The sequence below is a fragment of the Chromobacterium haemolyticum genome (assembly GCF_002081825.1).
GTDB classification, from domain to species: Bacteria; Pseudomonadota; Gammaproteobacteria; order Burkholderiales; family Chromobacteriaceae; genus Chromobacterium; species Chromobacterium fluminis.
The window spans coordinates 1-22,035 of record NZ_MUKU01000057.1; the positions used below are offsets into that span (position 1 = coordinate 1).

The following is a 22,035-nucleotide window of genomic DNA, read 5'->3' on the forward strand; positions in this document are numbered from 1 at the left end:
GAGGCTCAGAGCCAATTGCTGCACGACCTGCCATAGCGGCAAGTTGCGAAAGAGGGCCAAGCCAATGACCAACCAGACGGCATGCTCAGCAGGAAGTTTGCGGCGCCGAATGGAGGCTTTGCCGGTAACGGCGAGTGCTTGCTCGATCCAGGCAGGGTCAATCAATGCGGCCAATGTCTCTAGCCGAGAAGGGGCGTGTGGCAGCGTGTCATGTAAGGCGCGTTGTAGTAGGCTCATGCAGCGAAAAAGGGAACATGATGAACATGTCCCCTTTTTACTGGATTTACATCCGCAAGTCTTAACTGACTGGCATTACCCTCAGGGGCGTCTTTTTCATGGGTGGGCGATAGCGGCATTAACTTGACTGCGCATTGCTGATAACATCCCTACATTGGAACCCTTAGGATTAAGTCATGAAATGCGCGTTCTGCGGCAATGCCGATACTCAGGTAATCGACTCCCGCGTCAGTGAGGACGGCAGCAGCATTCGGCGGCGGCGGCGCTGCCCGGTGTGCGAGAAGCGTTTCACGACCTTTGAAACCGCCGACGTGCGCATGCCGCAGGTGGTGAAAACCGCCGGCCACCGTTCGGAATTCGACATCGAGAAAGTGCGCACCAGCTTCCTGCGCGCGCTGCACAAGCGCCCGGTGCCCACCGCCTTGGTGGACGAGGCGATAGACCGCATCTGTCACAAGCTGCTGCAATTGGGCGAGCGCGAAGTGTCCAGCCGCGAGATCGGCGAAATGGTGATGAACGAACTGGCGCGTCTGGACAAGGTGGCCTATGTGCGTTTCGCCTCGGTCTACCGCAGCTTTCAGGACGTGTCCGAGTTTTCCGACGCGATCAAGGAAATCCAGAAGTCTTCGCATTGACCGCACGGCGGGAGGCTGGAGTAGACTGCTCCATTCTTCCGTCATCGCGGGTGCCTGCATGCCTGAACCCCTGCCTACCCATGTTTCGCTGAGCGCGCCTGAGCTGTCCGACGCGCCGGCGCTGTTCGCCTTGATCAACGCCAACCGCGACGTGCTAAGGCCATGGATGCCGTGGGAGCCGCTAACCCGCTCCGAGTCCGACTCCCGCGCCTTCCTGCAGTCCGCCGCCGCCAGCCGCCAGGCCGGCACCGCCTATACTTGGCTGGTATTGCGAGATGGCGCGCTGGCCGGCGTTTGCGATCTGCACGCCATCGACGCCTTGAACCGCCATGCCTTCGTCGGCTATTGGCTGGACCGTCGCCAGGTGGGGCAGGGCGTGATGCAGGCGGCGCTGACGCAACTGCTGACCGAAGCTTTCGGCCCGCTGGGCCTGCACCGGGTGGCGATAGACGCGGCGGCGGACAATCACCGCAGCTGCGCGGTGGCGGAGCGGCTGGGCTTCCGCTACGAAGGCGTGCTGCGTGAATACCTGCTGCTGCAAGGCCGCTACTGCGACGCCAGGCAGTACAGCTTGCTGGCTCATGAATGGAAGCAATGAAACATGAACGACTCCGCGGATGACCATCGTTACATGCAGCGCGCGCTGCGGCTGGCCGCCGCGGCTACCCGCCGCGCCGCGCCCAACCCGGGCGTGGGCTGCGTGCTGGTGCGCGACGGCGCGGTGATCGGCGAAGGCGCCACCCTGCAAGTGGGCGGCGATCACGCGGAAATCCAGGCGATCAAGGACTGCCTGTCGCGCGGCCTGTCTCCGCGCGGCGCTACCGCCTACGTCACGCTGGAACCATGCAGCCACCACGGCCGAACCCCGCCTTGCGCGTGGCGTTTGATCGACGAGGGCGTGGCTCGGGTGGCGGCGGCGATGGTGGACCCCTACCACGAAGTGGCCGGCCGCGGGCTGGCCATATTGCGGGCCGCCGGCGTAGACGCCGACGCCGGGCTGATGGAGGCGGAGGCGCGGCAAGTGCATCGCGGCTTCCTGTCCAGAGTTGAGCGCGGCCGCCCGTGGGTCATGCTCAAAGCCGCCGCCACCCTGGACGGCAAGACCGCCTTGCTCAACGGCCGCAGCCAGTGGATCACCGGCCCGGAGGCGCGACGCGATGTGCACCGTTTGCGCGCCGAACATTGCGCGGTGCTCACCGGCAGCGGCACCGTGCTGGCCGACAATCCGCAACTGACGGTGCGAGAAGTCCCCTGCGAGCGCCAGCCGCTGCGCGTGGTGCTGGACAGCGATCTGCGAACCGAGCCGACGCAGCGCGTCTACCAGGACGGAAGCACTTTGCTGGCCACCTGCGACCATGAGGAAGAGCGCCTGGGGCCTTATCGCGCCGGCGCGGAGATACTGACCTTGCCTCGGCAGGCCGACGGCCATGCCGACCTGCCGGCCTTGCTGGCGTCCTTGGCTCAGCGCGGCGTCAATATGCTGATGGTGGAAGCGGGCGCCGGCCTCAACGGCGCGCTGCTGCGCGCCGGGCTGGTGGACGAGATCGTGCTTTATCTGGCGCCGTCGCTGGCCGGCGACGCCGCGCGCGGCCTGTTCGCCTGGCCGCCGTTGGAAGACCTGGCCGACAAGCAGAAGCTGAACATCCGCGACGCGCGGATGGTGGGGGCGGATTTGCGTTTGAGCCTGACGCCGACCTGAGAAGCTGTTCCCAGTCCGGCGCATTAGGAAAACGCCGACGTCGCCGCGAATCCCGTCTGGAGTCTGCAACATTTCTGTCCGAAAATAAGAACAGTCCGCCGGCTGTGCCGAAGAGCGCGAGCGGCGAGGGGAAGGGTAAGACCGAAACGGCTTACGGGAGGGCTGGGGAAAGGGCATGAGCGATTTGAAGGCGGCGCTGGAGGCTTATATGCGATTGCTGGCGCGTCAGGGCGCGCCGGCCCAGGTGATCGACGAGAGGCGTCGCATTTTGGAGCAGATGTTGCCCTGGCTGGATGGCGTCGAGCGCAGCGCGGAAGGCTTTCGCGTCCCTTGCGAGCGTTTGTTGCAGGCCTGTGCGCCGGATGAACAGGTGCTGGCGCTGACCTGTACCCGCGAGTTCTATTACTTCTGGCTGGGCGATACCAAGAAAGTGGTGGAAATCACCGCGCGCAGCGGCTTTTCGGTGCGTAATGTGCGGGTGTGGCTGGAGACGGACTGGGAAGGCTTGCTGATGCGGATGGAGAGCGACGGCTTTTCCCGCTTTCCGCCGTCGCTGGGTCTTTACTTGGGCAAGCTGTTCGAGGACGGCATGTCCGAGCCGGACATCCATCTGCGCGAGCGCCTGCTCAAATCCCTGCTCTATCTATTGGACGGCCAGCCCATTCAGGGCGACAGCTTCCGCATGATGGTGGACGCGGTGCTGCTGCATCTGCGCGAGGCGGAGCTGAAAAACACCTTTCTGCTGCTGGTGCGCGAGTACTTCTATTACTGGCACCAATTCCCGCAAGCCCAGGCGCGCAACGCCGGCCAGCCGGCGGCTTGAGGCGGACTGACCGGTTCGCTATTCCATTCCAGATGTTTCCACCGCCTTAGCCTCAAGCCGGCTGCGCGGCTTCCAGCCTGGCCCGGCCCGGCAAGCCCGCGCGCCAGGCCGGCGGCGCTTCGGCGCTGGCCCAGTATTCCTCGATCTGGCTGATCAGCCCGTGTTCCAGCGTGAACAGGGAATTGGCGAAGTAGCGCGCCGTGCCGTGGTCCACCTGAGCCACCACGTGCCAGCGGCCGTCGGTCAGCAGATTGTCCTGCAGCAGGCGTATGCTCCAGCCCTCCGGATAAACGCGGTTGACGTGGACGATGGCGTCCGCGCCGCGAAAGTACTCGCCGCTGCAGTGCCACAGCATCACGGCGTCGTCGCGCAGCAGGCGGCACGCGCGTTCCCAGTCGCGGTCCTGGTAGGCGAGAAAGAGTTGGGCGGCGATGGATGGCATGATTTTACCTCATGCTAGGCATGGGGTTTTGATAATGTACAAAATCAAAATCCTTGTCAATACGCGGCTTTGGCGGGTTTTTGGGCGGAAGTTGTCAGATCAAATAGTCTGATGGCATCATGCTTTGACAAGTGGAGCGTGTTTACGATCTCGCGAGCTGGGGAGAGACCAGGCGTTGCGGCTGAGAAAGCGGAAGGTGTAGCGCTACATGAGCATTCTGCAGCGGTTCTCAACGCCGAATCGCCGACGCGCAGCAGATCGTAAATCGGTTCTTTATAGAGAGGAGACAAGATGACACACACATCCGCCTACCAGGCTTTAACCCACACTTTCGCCCGCCTGCACCGTTTTGGTCACCTTGGCGCCATCGCCGGCTGGGACCAGGCGGCGATGATGCCGAGCAAGGGCAACGACGCCCGCGCCGCCGCGCTGGCGGAGCTAGGGGTGCTAACCCACGGCATCATCACCGCGCCGCAGTTGAAGGAGCAGCTGGACGCGGCGGAGCAGGAAAACCTGGACGAGCTGCAACGGGCCAATCTGCGCGAGATGCGCCGCGAATGGGCGCAGGCCAATCTGCTGCCGGCGGCGCTGGTGGAGGCCAAGACCCTGGCCGGCGCGCGCTGCGAGCACGCCTGGCGTAGCCAGCGCCCGGCCAATGACTGGAAGGGGTTTCTGGAAAACCTGCGCGAGGTGGTCAAGCTGTCGCGCGAGGAGGGTCGTCTGCTGGCCGAGGCCAGCGGCGGCAGCCGCTATGACGCGCTGATGGACAAGTACGAGCCGGGGATGAAGAGCGCGGAGATCGAGCGCATTTTCGCCGAGGTGAAATCCTGGCTGCCGGGCCTGATCGACCGCGCGCGCGCCAAGCAGGCGTCGGAAACGGTGATCGAGCCGGTGGGGCCGTTCGCGGTGGAGCGGCAGCGCGCGCTGGGCGTGGAGGCGATGAAACTGCTGCGCTTCGATTTTGATGGCGGCCGGCTGGATGTCAGCAGCCATCCCTTCTGCGGCGGTGTGCCGGAGGATGTGCGCATCACCACCCGCTACCGCGACGATGATTTCGTCCAGAGCCTGATGGGCATCGTCCACGAAACCGGCCACGCGCGTTACGAGCAGAACCTGCCCAAGGACTGGTTGGAGAAGCCGCTGGGCCGCGCGCGTTCCATGGGTATCCATGAAAGCCAGAGCCTGTCCTTTGAGATGCAACTGGGCCGCAGTCCGGCTTTCCTGCAATTGATCGCGCCGTTGATCCGCAGCCATTTCGGCGAGCAGCCGGCGTTTGCGCTGGATAATCTGCAGCGCTTGTACAGCCGGGTGCAACCGGGTTACATCCGCGTGGACGCGGACGAATTGTGCTATCCGGCGCATGTGATTCTGCGTTTCGAGATCGAGCGCGCGCTGATGGACGGCGAGATCGAGGCCGAGGACATTCCGGCGCTGTGGGACGAGAAGATGATGGCCTACCTGGGCGTGGACACCCGCGGCAATTACACCAATGGCTGCATGCAGGACATCCACTGGACCGACGGAGGCTTTGGCTATTTCCCCAGCTACACGCTGGGCGCGATGTACGCGGCGCAGTATTTCGCCAGCCTGCGCCGCGCTGAGCCGGAGCTGGACGCTAAGGTGGCGGCCGGCAATCTGGAGCCCATCTTCAATTGGCTGAACGCCAATATCTGGAGCCAGGGCAGCCGTTGGAGCACGGACGAGCTGGTGCGTCGCGCCACCGGCGAGACGCTGAACCCGGCGCACTTCAAGGCGCACCTGGAGAGGCGTTATTTAGGTGTTTGATTTGGTAGGAAGCCATGAAAAGCGCGGCTTGGCCGCGCTTTTTTAGACCCGCTAACAAAACCCCTGATCCTGCGTTGCGCCTCCTTGTCGTACTACTCGTACTGCCTGCGTCGGCGCGCCTTGGCTCAGGTTCTCTGCGAGGTTTTGTGAGCGGTTCTTATTGGGGTTGGCTGAAAAACGCGTGGATCGCCGCCGCTAGCGTTTCCGGCTGTTCCCATTGCAGCATGTGGCCGGCGTCGGTGATCACGGTTTCCTGGAGTTGGGCGAAGCAGGCGCGCCGCTGCGCCATGCTGGCTGCCACGCTCTTGGCCAGCGGGTGATCGTCGGTGTCGCCGCCCAGCGCCCACAGCACCGGCGCGCTGATGCGCTGCCAGCAAGCCATCGCTTCTTCCAGCCGGTAGAGCACCGGGTTGACCATTTTGTGGCGCGGATCGGCTCGGTAGTAGAGGCCGCCATCCCGCTGCCGGGTCAGTTCGCGCGCCAGCCATTGAGCTCGCTCCGGCATCAGTCTTGGGTTGCGCTCCAGCAGCTTGGCGGCGACGGCGTCCAGCGATTGCAAGTCGCCGAATTCGGGCGCGGCGCGGGTTTCGCGCAGCCAGCGCGCGTAGCGGCCCGGCGCTTCCGCCGGCTTGGTGGCGGCCAGGCCGAAGCCTTCGGCCAGCACCAGCTTTTCTATGCGCTCGGGGCGAATGCCGGCGTAGATGCCGGCGACCATGGCGCCCATGCTGTGGCCCAACAACTTGACCGGCTGTTGCGGCGACAGCGCGTCCAGCAGTGCGTCGAGGTCGGCCAGGTAGTCGGGAAAGTAGTAGCTGCCGTCGTTCCAGTCGCTGTCGCCGAAGCCGCGCCAGTCCGGCGCCGCTACTTGCCAGCCGTCCGGCAGCGCGTCCACCAGGAATTGGAAGGTGGCGGAGCTGTCCATCCATCCGTGCAGCAGCACCAAGAGTGGCGCGTCGCTAGGGCCCCAGCGGCGCAGGTGATAGCGGTGGCGGTTGAGGGTCAGGGTTTCGGACTGGCTGAGGCGTTGAATCGGCATGGTGGCGCGGGCGGTGGGACGAAAGCCCCAGTCTAACCAGAAACACGGCGAACCGGGAGGTCCGCCGTGCGCGTGGGAAGGGCGCTTAGAGTCACTAACAAAACCGCGCAGCGTACCTGAGCCAAGGCGCGCCGACGCAGTCAGTACAAATAGTACGACAAGGAGGCACAACGCAGGATCAGGGGTTTTGTTAGCGAGTCTTATTGATGGATGTCGGCCTTATGAGTCTCCTTCAAGCCCAGCAGGCAGACCACGAAGCTGACGCTATAGACGATGACCGGGTACCACAGGCCGTAGAGGATGTCGCCGGTGTAAACCACCAGCGAGAACGCCACGGTGGGGAACAGGCCGCCTATCCAGCCGTTGCCGATATGGTAGGGCAGCGACATCGAGGTGTAGCGGATGCGGGTGGGGAACAGTTCTACCATGGTGGCGGCCAGCGGGCCGTAAACCATGGCGGCGATCAGGCTGAGCAGCACCAGCACCGCCACCACCATCGGGTAGTTGATCTTGTCCGGATCGGCCTTGTCCGGGTAGCCGGCCTGTTTCAGCGCGGCCAGCAGCGCGGTCTTGTCGAAGCCAGTCAGCGTCTGCTCGCCCACCTTGATCCGGGTTTCACCGCCGGCGGACGCCGCCTCGCGTTGGTAGGGCACGCCGTTCTTGGCCAGCAGGGCCTTGGCCTGGTCGCAGCTAGTGTTGAGCTTGGCCTTGCCCACCGGGTCGAACTGGAAGCGGCAGCTGGCTGGGTCCGCCACCACCACCACTGGCGACTGGCGCGCGGCGTTGGCGATGTCCGGGCTGGCGTAGGCGGTCAGCCATTTGAAGGCGGGAAAGGTCAGCAAGGCCGCCAGCAGCAGGCCGGTCAACATCACCGGCTTGCGGCCGATGCGGTCGGACAGGTAGCCGAAGTACAGGAATAGCGGCGCGGCGATTACCAGGGAGGCCACCAGCAGCTGGGTGGCGATTTGCGAGTCGACCTTGAGGATTTGGGTGAGGAAGAACAGCGAATAGAACTGCGCGCAGTAGAAAGTGACCGCTTGGCCTCCGTTGATGCCGAACAGGGCGGTGAGCACGATGCGCAGGTTCTTCCAGTTGGTGAAGGATTCGGTCAGCGGCGCCTTGGAGTGTTTGCCTTCGGCCTTCATTTTGAGGAAGGCCGGCGACTCATGCATCGACAACCGGATCCAGGTGGAGATGGCCAGCAGCGCCAGCGACAGCAGGAAGGGCAAGCGCCAGCCCCAGTCGTCGAAGGCCGGGCCGGTGAGCTTGCGGCAGGCCAGGATCACCAGCAGGGACAGCAGCAGGCCGGCGGTGGCGGTGACCTGGATCCAGCTGGTGTAGGCGCCGCGTTTGTGGTCCGGCGCGTGTTCGGCCACGTAGATGGCCGCGCCGCCGTATTCGCCGCCTATCGCCAGGCCCTGCAACATGCGCAGCACCACCAGCAAGATGGGCGCGGCGATGCCTATGCTGGCGTAGCCGGGCAGCAGGCCCACCAGAAAGGTGGAGACGCCCATGATCAGAATGGTGGCGAGAAAGGTGTATTTGCGGCCTATCATGTCGCCCAGCCGGCCGAACAGCAGCGCGCCGAACGGCCGTACCAGGAAGCCGGCGGCGAAGGTCATCAGCGCGAAGATGAAGGCGGTGGTTTCATTGACGCCGGCGAAGAACTGTTTGCTGATCACCGCGGCCAGCGCGCCGTACAGGAAAAAGTCGTACCACTCGAAAACGGTGCCCAGCGACGAGGCGAAGATCACTTTGCGCTCGGAGCTGCTGATCGTGTGTCCCGCCGTGGCGGCGGGCGTCAGGGTGCTGCTCATGGTGCTGTCTCCTCTTGGTGTGGCTTTGCGACAAGTTGTGGGTCGGGAAGTGGGCTTCCTCTGTTTGGGTGGGTCCGATATTGCGTGGCGCCGCTCAGTCAGGGCTGGCGCGGTCTTGCAAAATCATGCGGGCGGCTTTTTCCGCGATCATCAGCGTGGGCGAGTTGGTGTTGCCCGAGGTGATGGCGGGCATGATGGAGGCGTCCGCCACTCTCAATCCGGATAGTCCGTGAACGCGCAGTCTGGCATCGACCACCGCATCGGTATCCTGTCCCATTTTGCAGGTGCCTACCGGATGGAAAATGGTGGTGCCGATGCGGCCGGCGGCGGCGGCAAGCTCCTCGTCGCTCTGGGCGGCGAGGCTGGGCAGGTATTCTTCCGGGCTGTAGCGCGCCAGCGCCGGCGCGGCGACGATGCGCCGGGTCAGCCGCAGCGCGGCCACCGCGACGGCGCGGTCCTGCGGATGGCTGAGGTAGTTGGGCTGGATCAGCGGGGAGGCGTCCAGCCCCGCGCCGCCGATGGCGACCCGGCCGCGGCTGAGGGGGCGCAGGTCGCACACCGAGGCGGTGAAGGCGGGGAAGGGGTGCAGCGGTTCGCCGAAGCGTTCCAGCGACAGCGGTTGCACGTGGTATTCCAGATTGGCGCGCGGCTGCTCCACATCGGATTTGGCGAAGGCGCCCAACTGGCTGGGGGCCATCGCCAGCGGGCCGCTGCGCCGCCACAGGTATTCCCAGCCCATGGCCAGCTTGCCGGTCCAGCTATTGGCCAGCTGGTTCAGCGTGCGGGCGCCGCTGACCTTGAACACCATGCGCAGTTGCAGATGGTCTTGCAGATTGGCGCCGACGCCGGGCAGCGAATGGCGCACGGCGACGCCGTGTTCTTGCAGCAGCGCGGCGGGACCGATGCCGCTGCGCTGCAACAAAAGCGGGGAGCCGACTGCGCCGGCGGCCAGGATGATTTCGCCGCGGCAGCGTGCTTGCCAGCGCTGCCGGTGTTGCAGGAATACCATACCGGCGGCGCGGCCGTCCTCCAGCAGCAGGGTTTCCGCCTCGGCGTGGGTCAGCACGGTGAGGTTGGGGCGCTGGCGCGCCGGGCGCAGAAAGGCCTTGGCGGTGTTCCAGCGCAGGCCGCCGCGCTGGTTGACTTCGAAATAGCCGCAGCCGGCGTTGTCGCCGCGGTTGAAGTCGTCCACCGGGGCGATGCCGCTTTGCTCCGCCGCGTCGCGGAAGGCGTCCAGAATTTCCCAGGACAGCCGCTGCCGTTCCACCCGCCATTCGCCGCCGTGGCCGTGCTGGGCTCGGGCGCTGTCGAAGTGGTCCTCCATGCGCAAAAAGTCCGGCAGCACTTCGTCCCAGCTCCAGCCGGGGCAGCCCTGCGCTGCCCAGCCGTCGTAGTCCGCGGCCTGGCCGCGCATATAGATCATGCCGTTGATCGAGGAGCAGCCGCCCAGCACCTTGCCGCGCGGGTAGTTGAGGCTGCGCCCGCCCAGGCCGGGCTCGGGCGCGGTGCGCAGGCACCAGTCCGTGCGCGGATTGCCGATGCAATAGAGGTAGCCCACCGGGATGTGTATCCACGGATAATTATCCTCGCCGCCGGCCTCCAGCAGCAGCACCCGGTGCCGCGGATTGAGTGACAGGCGGTTGGCCAGCAGGCAGCCGGCGCTGCCCGCGCCGACGATGATGTAGTCGAATGTGTCCGCCAATGCCTGCATGCCGCGCTTTCCTATGACGTCTGTATCGCCACCATATAAGATCAAGCCGGGCCGGGCTGGGAATAGCCAGAGCGGAACAATGGCTGTTAGTTTTCTAACAGCGGTGCAATTGAAGCTTGTCATCATTGTGTGCAAGCGCACCATAAACGCGGGGGAGGGGGCGATGTTCGACTGGAACGACATCCGTTATTTTCTGGCCTTGCAGCGCAGCGGCAAGCTGTTGGCGGCGGCCAGGCAGCTGCGCACCACGCATGCGACGGTGGCCCGGCATATCGAACAGTTGGAGCGGCAGTTGGGCCAGCCGCTGTTTGTGCAGCAACCGGACGGCTATCTATTGACCGCGGCCGGCCGGCAGCTGCTGCCGCTGGCGGAGCAACTGGAAAACACCGCGTCCCGGATGCAGGACGAGGCGAGGGTGGGGCATGTGGAGGTAGCCGGCCTGGTGCGCTTGGGCGCGCCGGAAGGCTTGGGTTCCTTATTCTTGTCGCGGCACTTGCCGCGGCTGATGGCGCTCTATCCGGCGCTGGAGATCGACCTGGTGTCGGTGCCGCGCTTCGTCAGCATCACCAACCGCGAGGTGGACATCGCCATCGCGCTGGAGCGGCCGCAGGCCAATATGGTGGTGACGCGCAAGCTGACCGATTACTGCTTGGGCCTGTACGCGACGCCGGCCTACCTGGATGCGCATGAGCCCATCCGCGAGCGCGAGGACCTGGCCGGGCATCCCATCGTCGGTTATGTCGACGATTTGCTGTTCTCGCGCGAACTGATGTTTCACCGCGGCCTGTGCCGCAACCCGCTGATTCATCTGCGCTGCACCAGCGTGGTGGGCCAGCAGCAGGCGGCGCTGGCCGACGGCGGCATTGCGGTGCTACCGTATTATCTGACCTACGACGACGCGCGGCTGCGTCAACTGCTGCCGGAGCTGCGCATCATCCGCTCTTACTGGATCAGCGGCCGCAGCGACATCCGACGCACGCTGCGCTACCGCGTGGTGTGGGATTTCGTGGTGGAGTTGTGCCAAAGCATGCAATGGCTGCTGCTGCAACAGCCAACTCAGCAAAACGAATCAATCGATGCGGGATAAGCTCACTTCATGAGAACGCTCTATCGCAACGGCGACCCGGAGTCGCCGTATTTGTGGCGGATGCTGCGGGTGTTGGACTACCTGTGGCGCCATCTGGATGGGCCGGTGCCGCTGGAAAGGTTGGCGGAGGAGGCTTGCTTGTCGCCCTTTCACTTTCACCGCGTGTATCGCGGCCTGATGGCCGAAACGGTGGTAGAGACCCGGCAGCGGCTGTTGTTGCATCGCGCGGCCGGGCAGTTGGACGGCGGCTCGCTCCCTTTGTCTAGGGTGGCGGCGCGCGCCGGCTACGGCGGCACAGCGGCCTTCGTCCGCGCCTTCGCCAGGGCTTACGGCGAGAGTCCGGGCCGCTATCGCCAGCGCAGAGCGTTCATTTCTAGGCAAGACTGGGAGACCGTTATGCATGAAGTGACATTGCTCAAGCAGGATAAGGGGTTGAAGGTGCTGATGCGCCGCCATATTGGCAGTTATATGGAGATCGGCCAGGCCTTCGGCGCTTTGCAGGCCATCAGCCCGGGCTGCGCAGTCGGCGACGCGCCAGGTCGCGTATTCGGGATGTATCTGGATGATACGGAACAGACGGAGGAGGCCAAGCTGCGTTCCATCGCCTGCGTGACGGTGCCAGATTCTTGGCAGGAGCGGCCGTTGCCGGATGGGTTTGAGTGGGGGGAGATTCCCGCCGGAGAGTACGCTTGCGTGACGCATCTGGGACCGTACGCGGAGCTGTCCACGGCCTGGTCCTGGCTGTACCGGCACTGGCTGCCCGGCAGCGGGCGCGAGCTCGGCGAAGTGCCGTGCGTGGAAGAGTATTTGAATTCGCCTTACGACAATCCGCCCACCGCCTTGCGCACTCGGCTGATGTTGTCGCTGGCCTGACCGCGCTTGTGGTTCGGCCATGAAAAACCCGCGCCGTTTGGCGCGGGTTTTGCCGTAAAGGATGCCTGACGACGTCGGGTCTTAACGGGATACGTGGTAGTTCGGCGCTTCCTTGGTGATCTGCACGTCGTGGACGTGGGATTCCTGGATGCCGGCGGAAGTGATTTCCACGAATTCCGCTTTCTCGTGCATGTCGGCGATGGTGGCGCAGCCAAGGTAGCCCATCGAGGAGCGCAGGCCGCCCACCAACTGGTGGATCACCTGGCCGATGGAGCCCTTGTACGGCACGCGGCCTTCGATGCCTTCCGGCACCAGCTTTTCCACATTGCCTTCGTTGTCCTGGAAGTAGCGGTCGGACGAGCCCTGGCTCATCGCGCCCAAGCTGCCCATGCCGCGGTAGGACTTGTAGGAACGGCCCTGGAACAGCTCGACCTCTCCCGGGGCTTCCTCGGTGCCGGCGAACATGCCGCCCAGCATCACGCAGTTGCCGCCTGCGGCCAGCGCCTTGGAGATGTCGCCGGAGAAGCGAATGCCGCCGTCGGCGATCATCGGCACACCGGTGCCCTTCAGCGCCTCGGATACGTTGTGGATGGCGGTCAGCTGCGGCACGCCCACGCCGGCTACGATGCGGGTGGTGCAGATGGAGCCGGGGCCGATGCCGACCTTGACGCCGTCGGCGCCGGCGTCAACCAGCGCCATCGCGGCGGTGGCGGTGGCGATGTTGCCGCCGATCACGTCCACTTGCGGGAAGTTCTTCTTCACCCAACGCACGCGCTCAATCACGCCCTGGCTGTGGCCGTGTGCGGTATCGACCACGATCACGTCCACACCGGCCTTCACCAGCGCGATCACGCGCTCTTCGGTGTCGCCGCCGGTGCCGACGGCCGCGCCAACGCGCAGACGGCCTTGGCTGTCCTTATTGGCGTTGGGGTGTTCGCTGGTCTTGATGATGTCCTTGACCGTGATCAGGCCCTTCAACTCCCAGACGTCGTTGATCACCAGCACGCGCTCCAGGCGGTGGGTGTGCATCAACTCGCGGGCCTCGTCGATACTGGCGCCTTCCTTGACGGTGATCAGACGCTCGCGCGGGGTCATGATGGAGCCGACGGTCTGGTCCAGGCGGGTCTCGAAGCGCAGGTCGCGGTTGGTGACAATGCCGACAACCTTGCCGTTTTCGATCACCGGCAGGCCGGAAATCTTGTGATGGCGGGTCAGCAGCACCAGATCGCGCACCAGCATGTCCGGGGCGATGGTGATGGGATCCTTGACCACGCCGCTTTCATGGCGTTTCACCTTGGACACTTCGCTGGCTTGTTTCGCGGGGTCCATGTTTTTGTGCACGATGCCGATGCCGCCTTCTTGAGCCATGGCGATGGCAAGACGGGCTTCGGTCACCGTGTCCATGGCGGCGGACACCAGAGGCAGGTTCAGGGTGATGTTGCGGGTAAGCTTGGTGGAGAGGACTACGTCGCGCGGCAGAACTTCAGAGTGGGCCGGGACGAGGAGAACGTCGTCGAAAGTATAGGCTTTCTCGATGATACGCATCTTGGCGTTTCCTTTGCGGCAAAGCGGCATTATACCGAGGCATTGTCGCTATTGCAAAAAAACGGGCTTTCCGCCCGCAACCCTGTTACCTTTTTGCCGGCCGGCCGTGCAGGCCTTACAATTTGAGTATCTGCAGCGCAATTCGGGTCAGGGAGTCGATGATGAAGTCAACCTTAGTATGGACCTTTTTGCTGGCTTTGCTGGGCTCCTCCGCCGCCAGCGCGGAAGTCTATGTATGGAAGGACGAGGCCGGAAAAACCGTGTACTCGGATCAGCCGCCGCCCAGCGTCAACGCCCGCCGCATGAATACGCGCGCGCCGGCGCCGGCCTCGGCTCCGGCCAAGGAAGGCAAGAAGGACGCGGGCAAGGACGCGAGCGGGGAGAACGCCAAGATCGCCGCGGAGAACGCCAAGGTCGCGGAGGCCAACGCCAAGATCCGCGAGCAGAATTGCCAGAACGCCCGCAATCAACTGGCTTCGGTGCAGACCAATAGCCGCATCCGCATGCCGGGCTCCAATGCGCTGGCCACCGACGCCCAGCGTAATGAGCTGATTGCCCAGGCGCAGGCCAATGTGCAGATCTGGTGTGGAAAATAAGTGGCGAAAACGGTTTTTGACTACAAAGCGGTATTGGTTTCCCTACCCAATCTGCCCGGCGTGTATCGAATGCTCGACGCGTCGGGCGGCGTGCTTTATGTCGGCAAGGCCATAGATTTGAAACGGCGGGTCAGTTCCTACTTTCAGAAGAACGACCAATCGCCGCGCATCCAGCTGATGGTGCGCCAGATCGCCGATATTGAAACCACGGTTACGCGCTCCGAGGCGGAAGCGCTGATCCTGGAAAACAATCTGATCAAGGCGCTGACGCCGCGTTACAACATTCTGTTCCGCGACGACAAGTCCTATCCCTATCTGATGCTGACCGGTCACGCGTTCCCGCAGATGGCCTATTACCGCGGCGATCCCAAGCGTCCGAACCAGTACTTCGGCCCGTATCCCAACGGCTACGCGGTGCGCGAGAGCATCCAGATCCTGCAAAAAGTGTTCCGGCTGCGCACCTGCGAAGACGCGGTGTTCGCCAATCGTTCCCGTCCCTGTTTGCTGTATCAGATCAAGCGCTGTTCCGGGCCTTGCGTCGACCATATCTCCAAGGAAGACTACGCGCGCGACGTGGCCAGCGCGGTGGCCTTCCTGCAAGGCCGCCAGAGCGAGCTGATCGACGGCTTGACCCAGCGCATGATGGCTGCGGCCGAGGCGATGGAGTTCGAGCAGGCAGCGGAGCTGCGAGACCAGATTCAGGCGCTGGCGCGGGTGCAGGAGAAGCAGTTCGTTTCCAGCAACTCCAGCCAGCAGGATTGCGATGTGGTGGCCGCGGTGCAGCAAGAAGGCATGCTTTGCGTCAATCTGGTGATGATTCGCGGTGGCCGTCATTTGGGCGACAAAAGCTTTTTCCCGGTCAGCGGCGAGGAGGGCGAACTGGCGGACAGCCTGGAGGCCTTCCTGACCCAGCATTATCTGGGTGCGCCTTTGCCGCCGGCCATCATCATCAACGGCGAAATTTCCGATACCTTGCGCCAACACTTGGAGCGGCAGGCCGAGCGCAAGCTGGCCATCGCCAGCAATCCCATAGGCGAACGACGTATGTGGCTGGAAATGGCGGAAAAGAACGCCGCGCTGGCCATCATGCAGCGAGCCAACAGTAAAGCCACTCAGAACCAGCGGCTGGTCCAGCTCAACGAGGTATTGGAGCTGGAGGGCGCCGGCCGCTTCGAATGCTTCGACATCAGCCACACCATGGGTGAAGCCACGGTGGCTTCCTGCGTGATCTACGACAAGGGCGCGATGCAGCCAGGCGAATACCGGCGCTACAATATTGAAACCGCCAAGCCCGGAGACGATTACGCCGCGATGCGCGAAGTGTTGTCACGTCGCTACGGCAAGCTGGCTGCGGGCGAGGGCAAGTTGCCGGATGCGGTGTTCATCGACGGCGGCAAGGGGCAGGTGGGCGTGGCTTTGGAAGTGTTCGCCGAAATCGGACTGAACCTGCCCATCGTCGGCATCGCCAAGGGCGAGGAGCGCAAGCCGGGTCTGGAGACGCTGATCCTGCCGTATCTGGACAAGAGCTTGCAGCTGCGGCAGGACCACCCCGCGCTGCATTTGATCCAGACGGTGCGCGATGAGGCCCACCGTTTCGCCATTACCGGCCACCGCGCGCGGCGCGCCAAGGCGCGCACCGCATCCACGTTGGAGGAGATTCCGGGCGTGGGAGCCAAGCGCCGGCAACAGCTGCTGATGCGCTTTGGCGGCCTGCGCGGCGTGGCCGCCGCCAGTATGGACGACCTGGCCCAGGTGGACGGGATCAGTCGCACGCTGGCGGAGAAGATTTACAACGCGCTGCATTGATTGCCGGCGCGCCATCGTTTATACACTGTAACCATCGCTGTGCGTCCCGTTGTGGCTTGGGGCGAACGCGCAGTTTTTGACCGAGCCGCAAACAATAAGATTACTGACACCGATGCCCTTCAATTTGCCGATATTCCTGACCTGGCTCAGGGTTGCCCTGATCCCTATCTGCGTAGCGGTTTTCTTTTTGCCGGATTCCGTTCTGCTGCTGCAAAGCCGCAACCAGGTAGGCGCCGCCATCTTCGCTTTGGCGGCGATCACCGATTGGCTGGATGGCTACCTGGCGCGCAAACTGGGCCAGACCTCGGCCTTCGGCGCTTTCCTGGATCCGGTGGCGGACAAGCTGATCGTCGCCGCGGCCTTGATCCTGCTGGTGCAGATGGGGCGCACTGAGGGCTGGATGGCGATGATCATCATCGGCAGGGAGATCGCCATCTCCGCGCTGCGGGAATGGATGGCGGAGATGGGCACCCGCAAAAGCGTGGCGGTGGCCTATATCGGCAAGTTGAAAACCGCTGCGCAAATGGTGGCGATTCTGTTGTTGCTGTATGCCGGTCCGCTGCTGCCGGGGGTTTCGACATTAATTTTGGGTAATGCTTTCATGGTGGTGGCGGTGATTTTGACTTTGTGGTCAATGGTTTATTACCTAAGGATGGCCGCCAAGGAGTTTTCAGGGAAAAAAATTGATGTTTGAAGTGTTGACAGTGCCTGATAAATCCTTATAATTCGCATCTCTCAGCGCTGCTCCAGCAGTAGCGAAGAGAAAGCAGAAGTATTGCAGCAGTTTTGAGTGCGGGAATAGCTCAGTTGGTAGAGCGCAACCTTGCCAAGGTTGAGGTCGCGAGTTCGAGCCTCGTTTCCCGCTCCAAATCCTCTGCAATAGCGTTATGCGACGCGGGAATAGCTCAGTTGGTAGAGCGCAACCTTGCCAAGGTTGAGGTCGCGAGTTCGAGCCTCGTTTCCCGCTCCAAAACTTCTGCAATAGCATTGTGCGACGCGGGAATAGCTCAGTTGGTAGAGCGCAACCTTGCCAAGGTTGAGGTCGCGAGTTCGAGCCTCGTTTCCCGCTCCATCCATAATGCTTGTTGTTGGTGCCGTACCCCTGCGGGAATAGCTCAGTTGGTAGAGCGCAACCTTGCCAAGGTTGAGGTCGCGAGTTCGAGCCTCGTTTCCCGCTCCAAATTCATAACGGTCAGCGTAAGCTGACGGTTCGCCGGTAACGGCGGGGTAGCAAAGTGGTTATGCAGCGGATTGCAAATCCGTCTACGCCGGTTCGATTCCGACCCCCGCCTCCAGTTAAAGCCCCGTAAGTCAAGGACTTACGGGGCTTTTGCTTTGTCCAGCCCCTGCTGTCAACCACCGAAATCCTAGCTTTTCCCCGTCCTTTTCGGCCCTTAACCACTCGCCCAGAGCGGCAAACCACGCGTAGACTATAGTTTTTGCCGACTACGCAAGTTTGCATGGCCACAAAACGTCAGCGCCCCAGTGGTTCCTGGGAGTTCATCGTCCGTCGCAAAGGCGTACTGCCGCGCCCGGTATCCCTTACCTTCGAACGAGAGGAAGAGGGCGACAATTACTGCGCCAGGCTGGAAGCACTGCTGGACCGCGGCATTGTTCCGCCTGAGCTCCTCAACGAGAAACCAGACATAGCGACCATCCGCGACGCGATCCGCGACTATCTGGTGCAGGTTGCCGTTGCAGAGTCCGATAAGCCCGTGCTGGCCACGCTAAGCGGCAAGGTGGGCGAGATTGAGCTGCGCACGGTCAACTACTCGTGGGCCGAAGGCTGGGTTCGTGCCATGAAGCAGGAAGAAAAGCTCTCACCCTCCACCATTCGTCACTATGTGGGCTCGCTGGCCCGCTGTTTTGACCACCTTACCCGACGACCGAACAGCACATTTGTCACCAACCCGCTGCGGCTGCTGCCCAAGCGCTACGCGACCTACAACGACGCCGATGCCGCCGTACTGCGCGCGACAGCGGAAGAAGGGAAGGCGGTACAGGTTCCGGTTGATGAATGGCGGGACAGAAGGCTGGCGCCAGACGAAGAAAAGGCCGTGCGTGGCATCATGGACGGCCAGAAGCCGGAAGGCCGCCAGCGCGCCCTGGCGCTGCGCTGGCAAGGTGCGCTTGAGCTGCTGTTCGAGCTGGCGATTGAAACCGGCATGCGCTTGCGCGAGATGTACACCTTGACGCTGGATCAGATCGACACAGAACGTAGAACCATCTTTTTGGACAAGACCAAAAACGGGGACAAGCGGCAGGTACCCTTGACGTCCATTGCGCTGGGGGCGCTGGCGCGATACCGCTTGCAGGTAGACGTTGGCGAACGTGGGATGGGGGGCTGGCAGTTTGACGGTGGTCGACTGCTACCATGGTGGAATGGCAACGACAGCCCCATGGCATTAAAGCAGACCACCGCCTTGCTTTCGCGGCAGTATTCGCGGATTTTCGAGGCGGCCGGCTGCGCTGATTTTGGATTTCATGATTTGCGGCATGAATTATCCCAACGTTGAGAGTGTTGCTCACAGATTCCACATCCACGGTGCGTGGCTTGCAGTTGTCCGCAACAATATTCATGTTGCGTAAAGGTCACCCTCCGCGTTACCAAGCAAGAAAAATAACATCCCATGCAATTCGTTCCGACACAAAAGAGCCCTCTTCGCGACATCCTGAATTTCTATGTTGAAAGCATATCCATCCAGAAGCGCGGTTACAAAGCCGAGGTTTACCGAATCAAGGCATTGGCCGAGCATCTTGGCGAGTTGACCCTAAGCGAAATTACCCCTATTCAAGTGGCGGCGTATCGTGATAAACGTCTAGCCACACCGAATCCGCGCACCCCGGAGAAGACGCTGGCTACATCGACAGTGAAACTGGAACTGATGCTGTTGTCACATGTGTTTAGCACTGCAGCCACTGAATGGGGGATGGATTGGTTATCCAATCCGGTGCTGAAAATTAGAAAGCCAAAGGCATCGCCTGGTCGCAGTCGGCGCATGACACCAACTGAAGAGCGCATGGTCCTTCGCGCGGCGTATCGTTACTCGAATCCCGAGTTCTACGCGATTGTCGTGCTTGCACTGGAGACGGCCATGCGCCAAGGTGAAATACTCTCTTTACGCTGGGAAAACATCAATTGGACAAAACGTACGGCGCTGCTCCCTTTTACGAAAAATAACGATATCCGCGAGGTCCCGCTCAGCCGAAAAGCCTATGACATTTTCGACCGCTTTCTAGTCAAGAAACCGGATGGGCGCATTTTTCGTTATACCTCAAGTGGCATAAAGAGCTCGTGGAGAAATTTCATTCAGAACCTAGGCATAGAGGATCTCCACTTCCATGACCTGCGCGGCTGCTGCATCTCGTCGCTGCTGGAACGCGGATTGAACACCATTGAGGTAGCCACCATTTCAGGTCACCGAAGTATGGCGATGTTGAAACGATATTCACACCTGTATAGCCACCTGCTTGTGCCAAAGCTTGATCCGAAGCCTCGGGCGAAGAAGAATCGTCCCGTTTTACGGGAACAGATTCCATCCTACCCCGCCGTTATCACAACGATGAGTCAAGATGTTTGCATCGACTTCCCAGATTTTTTGGATTTGCGATTTTCTGGTAGAGATGAAAACCGCATCATTGGTCAAGCACGAGATCATCTTCTTCGGAAAATAATAGGAATGCTTTGCGATGGCGCAATGCCACCGATACCAAGCAATATTGAATCTGTTACAGAAAATATAAAAAATGGACGTGTCGAGCTTATATCCCCGCTGTGATATCTGCGCTGTTAAAATAATTGCAAAGGATTTGAATTGAACAAAGATACGATAATAATCATTTTAAGTTTTGCTACATTTTCTATTGCCTACTCTCAAATGAGAATAGCAAGTGCGAAAACAAAACTGGATTTGTATAACAAAAGGTACAATATCTACTTGACCGCTCTTGATTATTATCAGGCGATATGGCATGAGTCGTATGAGGTTATGAAAGAAAAATCAATATTACTTACGAAATCATATAGAGAGTCACAATTTTTGTTTAAACAAGTAGATGGTGTTTATGCAACGCTAGGGAATATACAGCAAAATGGGGCTACGATAGTTTTCTATGAGAAATATAAATACGATAGTGAGAATGGCTTAACAGCTGACCGATTTGATTTGGATACACTTCACGAGTCATCAGGGAAGGCGCGTACTGAATTTGAAAAAAATCTTAAATTACTTGAACAGCAAATTGGGAAATACATTAAATTTCAAAATATTAATGGATGGGTGTTTTTTGATGCGCAAGATTTGTCACATTTCAGAGCCGCAAAAGACTTCGTGGCTAGGTGTTTAGTGACGTGGAGCCGGGGCGTAATGACCAAGATATTGAATAAATAATGAGTATTAAATCTGCGTTGAGACAAGGTGGACACTCTGCATGGTTGCCATAGAGTACCTAGCGGGAATCCTTTTATTTATTATCAGGAACCGCTCTCATCGGAACGACTCTCTCAGCAACTTGTAGACGGTTTTTCAAGTCATCAATGACGCCATCTCGCATGTGAAGCAATTGTTCCAGTTCCTGAATCCGATGGCTTAGCGCATAGTTCTGCCGTGCCCAGTCTGCAATTTCGGCGGTCGCGTCCTCTGCGATTTTTCGGTACTCCATGGTCCTGGCTTTTTCTTCAACTAACTCCCCTTGCTTGGCCTGAAGTTTCTGTTTGGGTGCGGTGTCATTGATTTTCCGAATCTCGATTAGGACTGGCTCGTGATATCGATATAAAGTGGAACGATCGATTCCAGCCTCTTCTGCAACCGTGGATGCACTGATCGGCGAGCCGCGGGGCACGCGTTTGGGATTGCCGTTTCGTAGCCTGGCCAACGCGAGGTTCAATTCGTGGCGTGTCGTCTGTTGCGATGCGGTTTTGCGCGCGCGTAGGGCATCCGGGTTGCCACCCAGGTCAGATGATGTCAGGGATTTCACTAGTTTCTCCGGGAGCAAGACGGGCAATCACCATGATGGATTTACCCAGGATACGCTTCGCGCGTTTTTTGGCCGGAAGCCCCATATCGGGTAGTCCCAGCACCGTACGTTGCTGCTCGGCGATTGCACGCCAGACGGGTAGATGCTCAGGGCCAATTAAAGCTGTGTTGCAGTCCACGCACATGTCTGCCTCAAATATGCAGAGGCCACCGCAATTGCCACCCTTGGCGCTCCCTGCGCACCAGCTGTGCCCCGTGCCGTTCAGGGTCAGCGTGTCGCTGAGTTCCTCGATCAATTCAGCTTTGTTTTTGGCGGTGCGTATCATCGGCCGCCAGGTCTTGAGCCAATCGTCACCATTGGCCACGGGCACATCGCTATCCAGGTAACCGGTCAGTATCTGGGCCTGGCGTTTCTTTTTGCTTCGGACCACGTCTTCCAGCAATCCATTGTCGAGCTGATATTCGTCCGCGCCGCCGTCTGCGTATAGCATGGTCATCTCCAAACTCCAATGGCCAAAATGCTCTTTCAGATAAAGCAAATCTCCGAGTTCTGAGCGTGCGTAGTAGTAAGCAAAACTGCGACGGAATTGGTGGCTGGCAAGATTCCAGATCTCTCCTGTGGGGCCCGTGATCTGACAATGATGACAAAAATCTTTCAGCCACTTATTCACAACCGCGTTGGCCGGTACGACTGCGACGGGGCCATCTTTACCGTAGTTGATGGAGAGAAACAGTTTTGTGCGGTCTCTTTTTATTTCGGACAGCCTCCTGCTTTGGAGAATGTCTTTCTTATTTATGCTCTTCAGTCGCAGCTCTTCCGTAGCAAGATCTAGTAGGAATTGATCTGCTCCCCTTAGGCCTTACCAATCAAAAGTAGAGAGAAGTCCGTCACTGAAGGAGAATGACGGACATGAAGAAGAGCAGATTCACCGAAGAACAGATCATTGGCTTTCTCAAGCAGGCCGAA

At 60.8% G+C, this 22,035-nt stretch carries 21 protein-coding genes and 5 tRNA genes; 18 read left to right on the forward strand and 8 right to left on the reverse strand.

The annotated features are described in order from the left end of the window. Positions 1–237 (reverse strand): transposase domain-containing protein (locus B0T39_RS23735; RefSeq protein WP_176219463.1); only part of this gene is annotated, 237 nt, incomplete at its 3' end. Positions 238–413: 176 nt separating this feature from the next. Here B0T39_RS23735 and nrdR point away from each other — a divergent pair. From nrdR to B0T39_RS23755, 4 genes are all read left to right on the forward strand, one after another. After that, complete coding sequence (gene nrdR, locus B0T39_RS23740) at positions 414–872, forward strand: transcriptional regulator NrdR (RefSeq protein WP_019100637.1); 459 nt, start codon at positions 414–416, stop codon at positions 870–872. A 58-nt stretch (positions 873–930) separates the two neighbouring features. Then, on the forward strand, positions 931–1,470 hold the full coding sequence (locus tag B0T39_RS23745) for a GNAT family N-acetyltransferase (RefSeq protein WP_176219646.1): 540 nt from the start codon (positions 931–933) through the stop codon (positions 1,468–1,470). Positions 1,471–1,473: 3 nt separating this feature from the next. Further along, a complete protein-coding gene (ribD, locus tag B0T39_RS23750; protein WP_081551109.1) occupies positions 1,474–2,571 on the forward strand; it encodes a bifunctional diaminohydroxyphosphoribosylaminopyrimidine deaminase/5-amino-6-(5-phosphoribosylamino)uracil reductase RibD in 1,098 nt (365 codons plus the stop codon). 175 nt (positions 2,572–2,746) lie between these two features. After that, a complete protein-coding gene (locus tag B0T39_RS23755) occupies positions 2,747–3,394 on the forward strand; it encodes a hypothetical protein (RefSeq protein ID WP_081551111.1) in 648 nt (215 codons plus the stop codon). Positions 3,395–3,446: 52 nt separating this feature from the next. Here B0T39_RS23755 and B0T39_RS23760 read toward each other — a convergent pair whose 3' ends face one another. Beyond that, complete coding sequence (locus B0T39_RS23760) at positions 3,447–3,836, reverse strand: nuclear transport factor 2 family protein (protein ID WP_081551113.1); 390 nt, start codon at positions 3,834–3,836, stop codon at positions 3,447–3,449. A 291-nt stretch (positions 3,837–4,127) separates the two neighbouring features. Here B0T39_RS23760 and B0T39_RS23765 point away from each other — a divergent pair, with 291 nt between their 5' ends. After that, positions 4,128–5,621, forward strand: coding sequence for a carboxypeptidase M32 (locus B0T39_RS23765; RefSeq protein WP_081551115.1), 1,494 nt, complete (start codon positions 4,128–4,130; stop codon positions 5,619–5,621). A gap of 157 nt (positions 5,622–5,778) precedes the next feature. Here B0T39_RS23765 and B0T39_RS23770 read toward each other — a convergent pair whose 3' ends face one another. From B0T39_RS23770 to B0T39_RS23780, 3 genes are all read right to left on the reverse strand, one after another. After that, positions 5,779–6,657 (reverse strand): alpha/beta fold hydrolase, encoded by an 879-nt coding sequence (locus B0T39_RS23770; RefSeq protein ID WP_081551117.1) that lies wholly within the window; start codon positions 6,655–6,657, stop codon positions 5,779–5,781. 200 nt (positions 6,658–6,857) lie between these two features. Beyond that, the gene (locus B0T39_RS23775) at positions 6,858–8,474 is read right to left on the reverse strand and encodes an MFS transporter (protein WP_081551119.1); all 1,617 of its coding nucleotides are present in this window, start codon (positions 8,472–8,474) and stop codon (positions 6,858–6,860) included. 94 nt (positions 8,475–8,568) lie between these two features. Further along, positions 8,569–10,185 (reverse strand): GMC family oxidoreductase, encoded by a 1,617-nt coding sequence (locus B0T39_RS23780; RefSeq protein ID WP_081551121.1) that lies wholly within the window; start codon positions 10,183–10,185, stop codon positions 8,569–8,571. A 163-nt stretch (positions 10,186–10,348) separates the two neighbouring features. Between B0T39_RS23780 and B0T39_RS23785 the strand changes: the two genes are divergently transcribed. Next, a complete protein-coding gene (locus B0T39_RS23785) occupies positions 10,349–11,272 on the forward strand; it encodes a LysR family transcriptional regulator (protein ID WP_081551123.1) in 924 nt (307 codons plus the stop codon). Between the two features lie 9 nt (positions 11,273–11,281). Continuing rightward, a complete protein-coding gene (locus tag B0T39_RS23790) occupies positions 11,282–12,145 on the forward strand; it encodes an AraC family transcriptional regulator (RefSeq protein ID WP_081551125.1) in 864 nt (287 codons plus the stop codon). Positions 12,146–12,226: 81 nt separating this feature from the next. Here B0T39_RS23790 and guaB read toward each other — a convergent pair whose 3' ends face one another. After that, positions 12,227–13,690 (reverse strand): IMP dehydrogenase, encoded by a 1,464-nt coding sequence (gene guaB, locus B0T39_RS23795; protein ID WP_081551127.1) that lies wholly within the window; start codon positions 13,688–13,690, stop codon positions 12,227–12,229. A gap of 161 nt (positions 13,691–13,851) precedes the next feature. Between guaB and B0T39_RS23800 the strand changes: the two genes are divergently transcribed. The 11 genes from B0T39_RS23800 (at position 13,852) to B0T39_RS25365 (ending at position 20,483) form a co-directional block, all read left to right on the forward strand. Then, positions 13,852–14,286 carry a DUF4124 domain-containing protein gene (locus B0T39_RS23800; RefSeq protein WP_081551139.1) on the forward strand — a complete coding sequence of 145 codons (435 nt, stop codon included), beginning with the start codon at positions 13,852–13,854 and terminating at the stop codon, positions 14,284–14,286. After that, positions 14,287–16,092: an excinuclease ABC subunit UvrC gene (gene uvrC, locus B0T39_RS23805; RefSeq protein ID WP_081551129.1), complete on the forward strand. Its 1,806-nt coding sequence runs from the start codon at positions 14,287–14,289 to the stop codon at positions 16,090–16,092. Positions 16,093–16,204: 112 nt separating this feature from the next. Next, positions 16,205–16,786, forward strand: a complete 582-nt coding sequence (pgsA, locus tag B0T39_RS23810) for a CDP-diacylglycerol--glycerol-3-phosphate 3-phosphatidyltransferase (RefSeq protein WP_048412018.1) — start codon at positions 16,205–16,207, stop codon at positions 16,784–16,786. A 98-nt stretch (positions 16,787–16,884) separates the two neighbouring features. Continuing rightward, positions 16,885–16,960: transfer RNA gene (locus tag B0T39_RS23815), tRNA-Gly, on the forward strand. Between the two features lie 26 nt (positions 16,961–16,986). After that, positions 16,987–17,062, forward strand: a tRNA-Gly gene (locus tag B0T39_RS23820). Between the two features lie 26 nt (positions 17,063–17,088). After that, positions 17,089–17,164 (forward strand) — tRNA-Gly (locus B0T39_RS23825). 32 nt (positions 17,165–17,196) lie between these two features. Beyond that, positions 17,197–17,272, forward strand: a tRNA-Gly gene (locus B0T39_RS23830). Between the two features lie 41 nt (positions 17,273–17,313). Continuing rightward, positions 17,314–17,387, forward strand: a tRNA-Cys gene (locus B0T39_RS23835). A 165-nt stretch (positions 17,388–17,552) separates the two neighbouring features. Beyond that, the gene (locus tag B0T39_RS23840; protein WP_081551131.1) at positions 17,553–18,608 is read left to right on the forward strand and encodes a site-specific integrase; all 1,056 of its coding nucleotides are present in this window, start codon (positions 17,553–17,555) and stop codon (positions 18,606–18,608) included. Positions 18,609–18,722: 114 nt separating this feature from the next. Further along, positions 18,723–19,871: a site-specific integrase gene (locus tag B0T39_RS23845; RefSeq protein WP_081551133.1), complete on the forward strand. Its 1,149-nt coding sequence runs from the start codon at positions 18,723–18,725 to the stop codon at positions 19,869–19,871. 36 nt (positions 19,872–19,907) lie between these two features. Next, on the forward strand, positions 19,908–20,483 hold the full coding sequence (locus B0T39_RS25365; RefSeq protein ID WP_141111383.1) for a hypothetical protein: 576 nt from the start codon (positions 19,908–19,910) through the stop codon (positions 20,481–20,483). A gap of 73 nt (positions 20,484–20,556) precedes the next feature. Here the strand turns inward: B0T39_RS25365 and B0T39_RS23850 are convergent, their stop codons facing one another. Next, entirely contained in the window at positions 20,557–21,069 is a 513-nt protein-coding gene (locus B0T39_RS23850) for a hypothetical protein (RefSeq protein ID WP_217806333.1), read from the reverse strand. Next, positions 21,047–21,739: a hypothetical protein gene (locus tag B0T39_RS23855; RefSeq protein ID WP_141111384.1), complete on the reverse strand. Its 693-nt coding sequence runs from the start codon at positions 21,737–21,739 to the stop codon at positions 21,047–21,049. The genes B0T39_RS23850 and B0T39_RS23855 overlap by 23 nt, the downstream gene beginning before the upstream one ends. Between the last annotated feature and the right edge of the window lie 296 nt (positions 21,740–22,035).

Excerpts from the sequence above, each read along its gene's own strand:
- nrdR (WP_019100637.1), top strand. The coding sequence starts at position 414 with ATGAAATGCGCGTTCTGCGGCAATGCCGATACTCAGGTAATCGACTCC.
- B0T39_RS23745 (WP_176219646.1), top strand. The coding sequence starts at position 931 with ATGCCTGAACCCCTGCCTACCCATGTTTCGCTGAGCGCGCCTGAGCTG.
- ribD (WP_081551109.1), top strand. The coding sequence starts at position 1,474 with ATGAACGACTCCGCGGATGACCATCGTTACATGCAGCGCGCGCTGCGG.
- B0T39_RS23755 (WP_081551111.1), top strand. The coding sequence starts at position 2,747 with ATGAGCGATTTGAAGGCGGCGCTGGAGGCTTATATGCGATTGCTGGCG.
- B0T39_RS23760 (WP_081551113.1), bottom strand. The coding sequence starts at position 3,836 with ATGCCATCCATCGCCGCCCAACTCTTTCTCGCCTACCAGGACCGCGAC.
- B0T39_RS23765 (WP_081551115.1), top strand. The coding sequence starts at position 4,128 with ATGACACACACATCCGCCTACCAGGCTTTAACCCACACTTTCGCCCGC.
- B0T39_RS23770 (WP_081551117.1), bottom strand. The coding sequence starts at position 6,657 with ATGCCGATTCAACGCCTCAGCCAGTCCGAAACCCTGACCCTCAACCGC.
- B0T39_RS23775 (WP_081551119.1), bottom strand. The coding sequence starts at position 8,474 with ATGAGCAGCACCCTGACGCCCGCCGCCACGGCGGGACACACGATCAGC.
- B0T39_RS23780 (WP_081551121.1), bottom strand. The coding sequence starts at position 10,185 with ATGCAGGCATTGGCGGACACATTCGACTACATCATCGTCGGCGCGGGC.
- B0T39_RS23785 (WP_081551123.1), top strand. The coding sequence starts at position 10,349 with ATGTTCGACTGGAACGACATCCGTTATTTTCTGGCCTTGCAGCGCAGC.
- B0T39_RS23790 (WP_081551125.1), top strand. The coding sequence starts at position 11,282 with ATGAGAACGCTCTATCGCAACGGCGACCCGGAGTCGCCGTATTTGTGG.
- guaB (WP_081551127.1), bottom strand. The coding sequence starts at position 13,690 with ATGCGTATCATCGAGAAAGCCTATACTTTCGACGACGTTCTCCTCGTC.
- B0T39_RS23800 (WP_081551139.1), top strand. The coding sequence starts at position 13,852 with ATGAAGTCAACCTTAGTATGGACCTTTTTGCTGGCTTTGCTGGGCTCC.
- pgsA (WP_048412018.1), top strand. The coding sequence starts at position 16,205 with ATGCCCTTCAATTTGCCGATATTCCTGACCTGGCTCAGGGTTGCCCTG.
- B0T39_RS23840 (WP_081551131.1), top strand. The coding sequence starts at position 17,553 with ATGGCCACAAAACGTCAGCGCCCCAGTGGTTCCTGGGAGTTCATCGTC.
- B0T39_RS23845 (WP_081551133.1), top strand. The coding sequence starts at position 18,723 with ATGCAATTCGTTCCGACACAAAAGAGCCCTCTTCGCGACATCCTGAAT.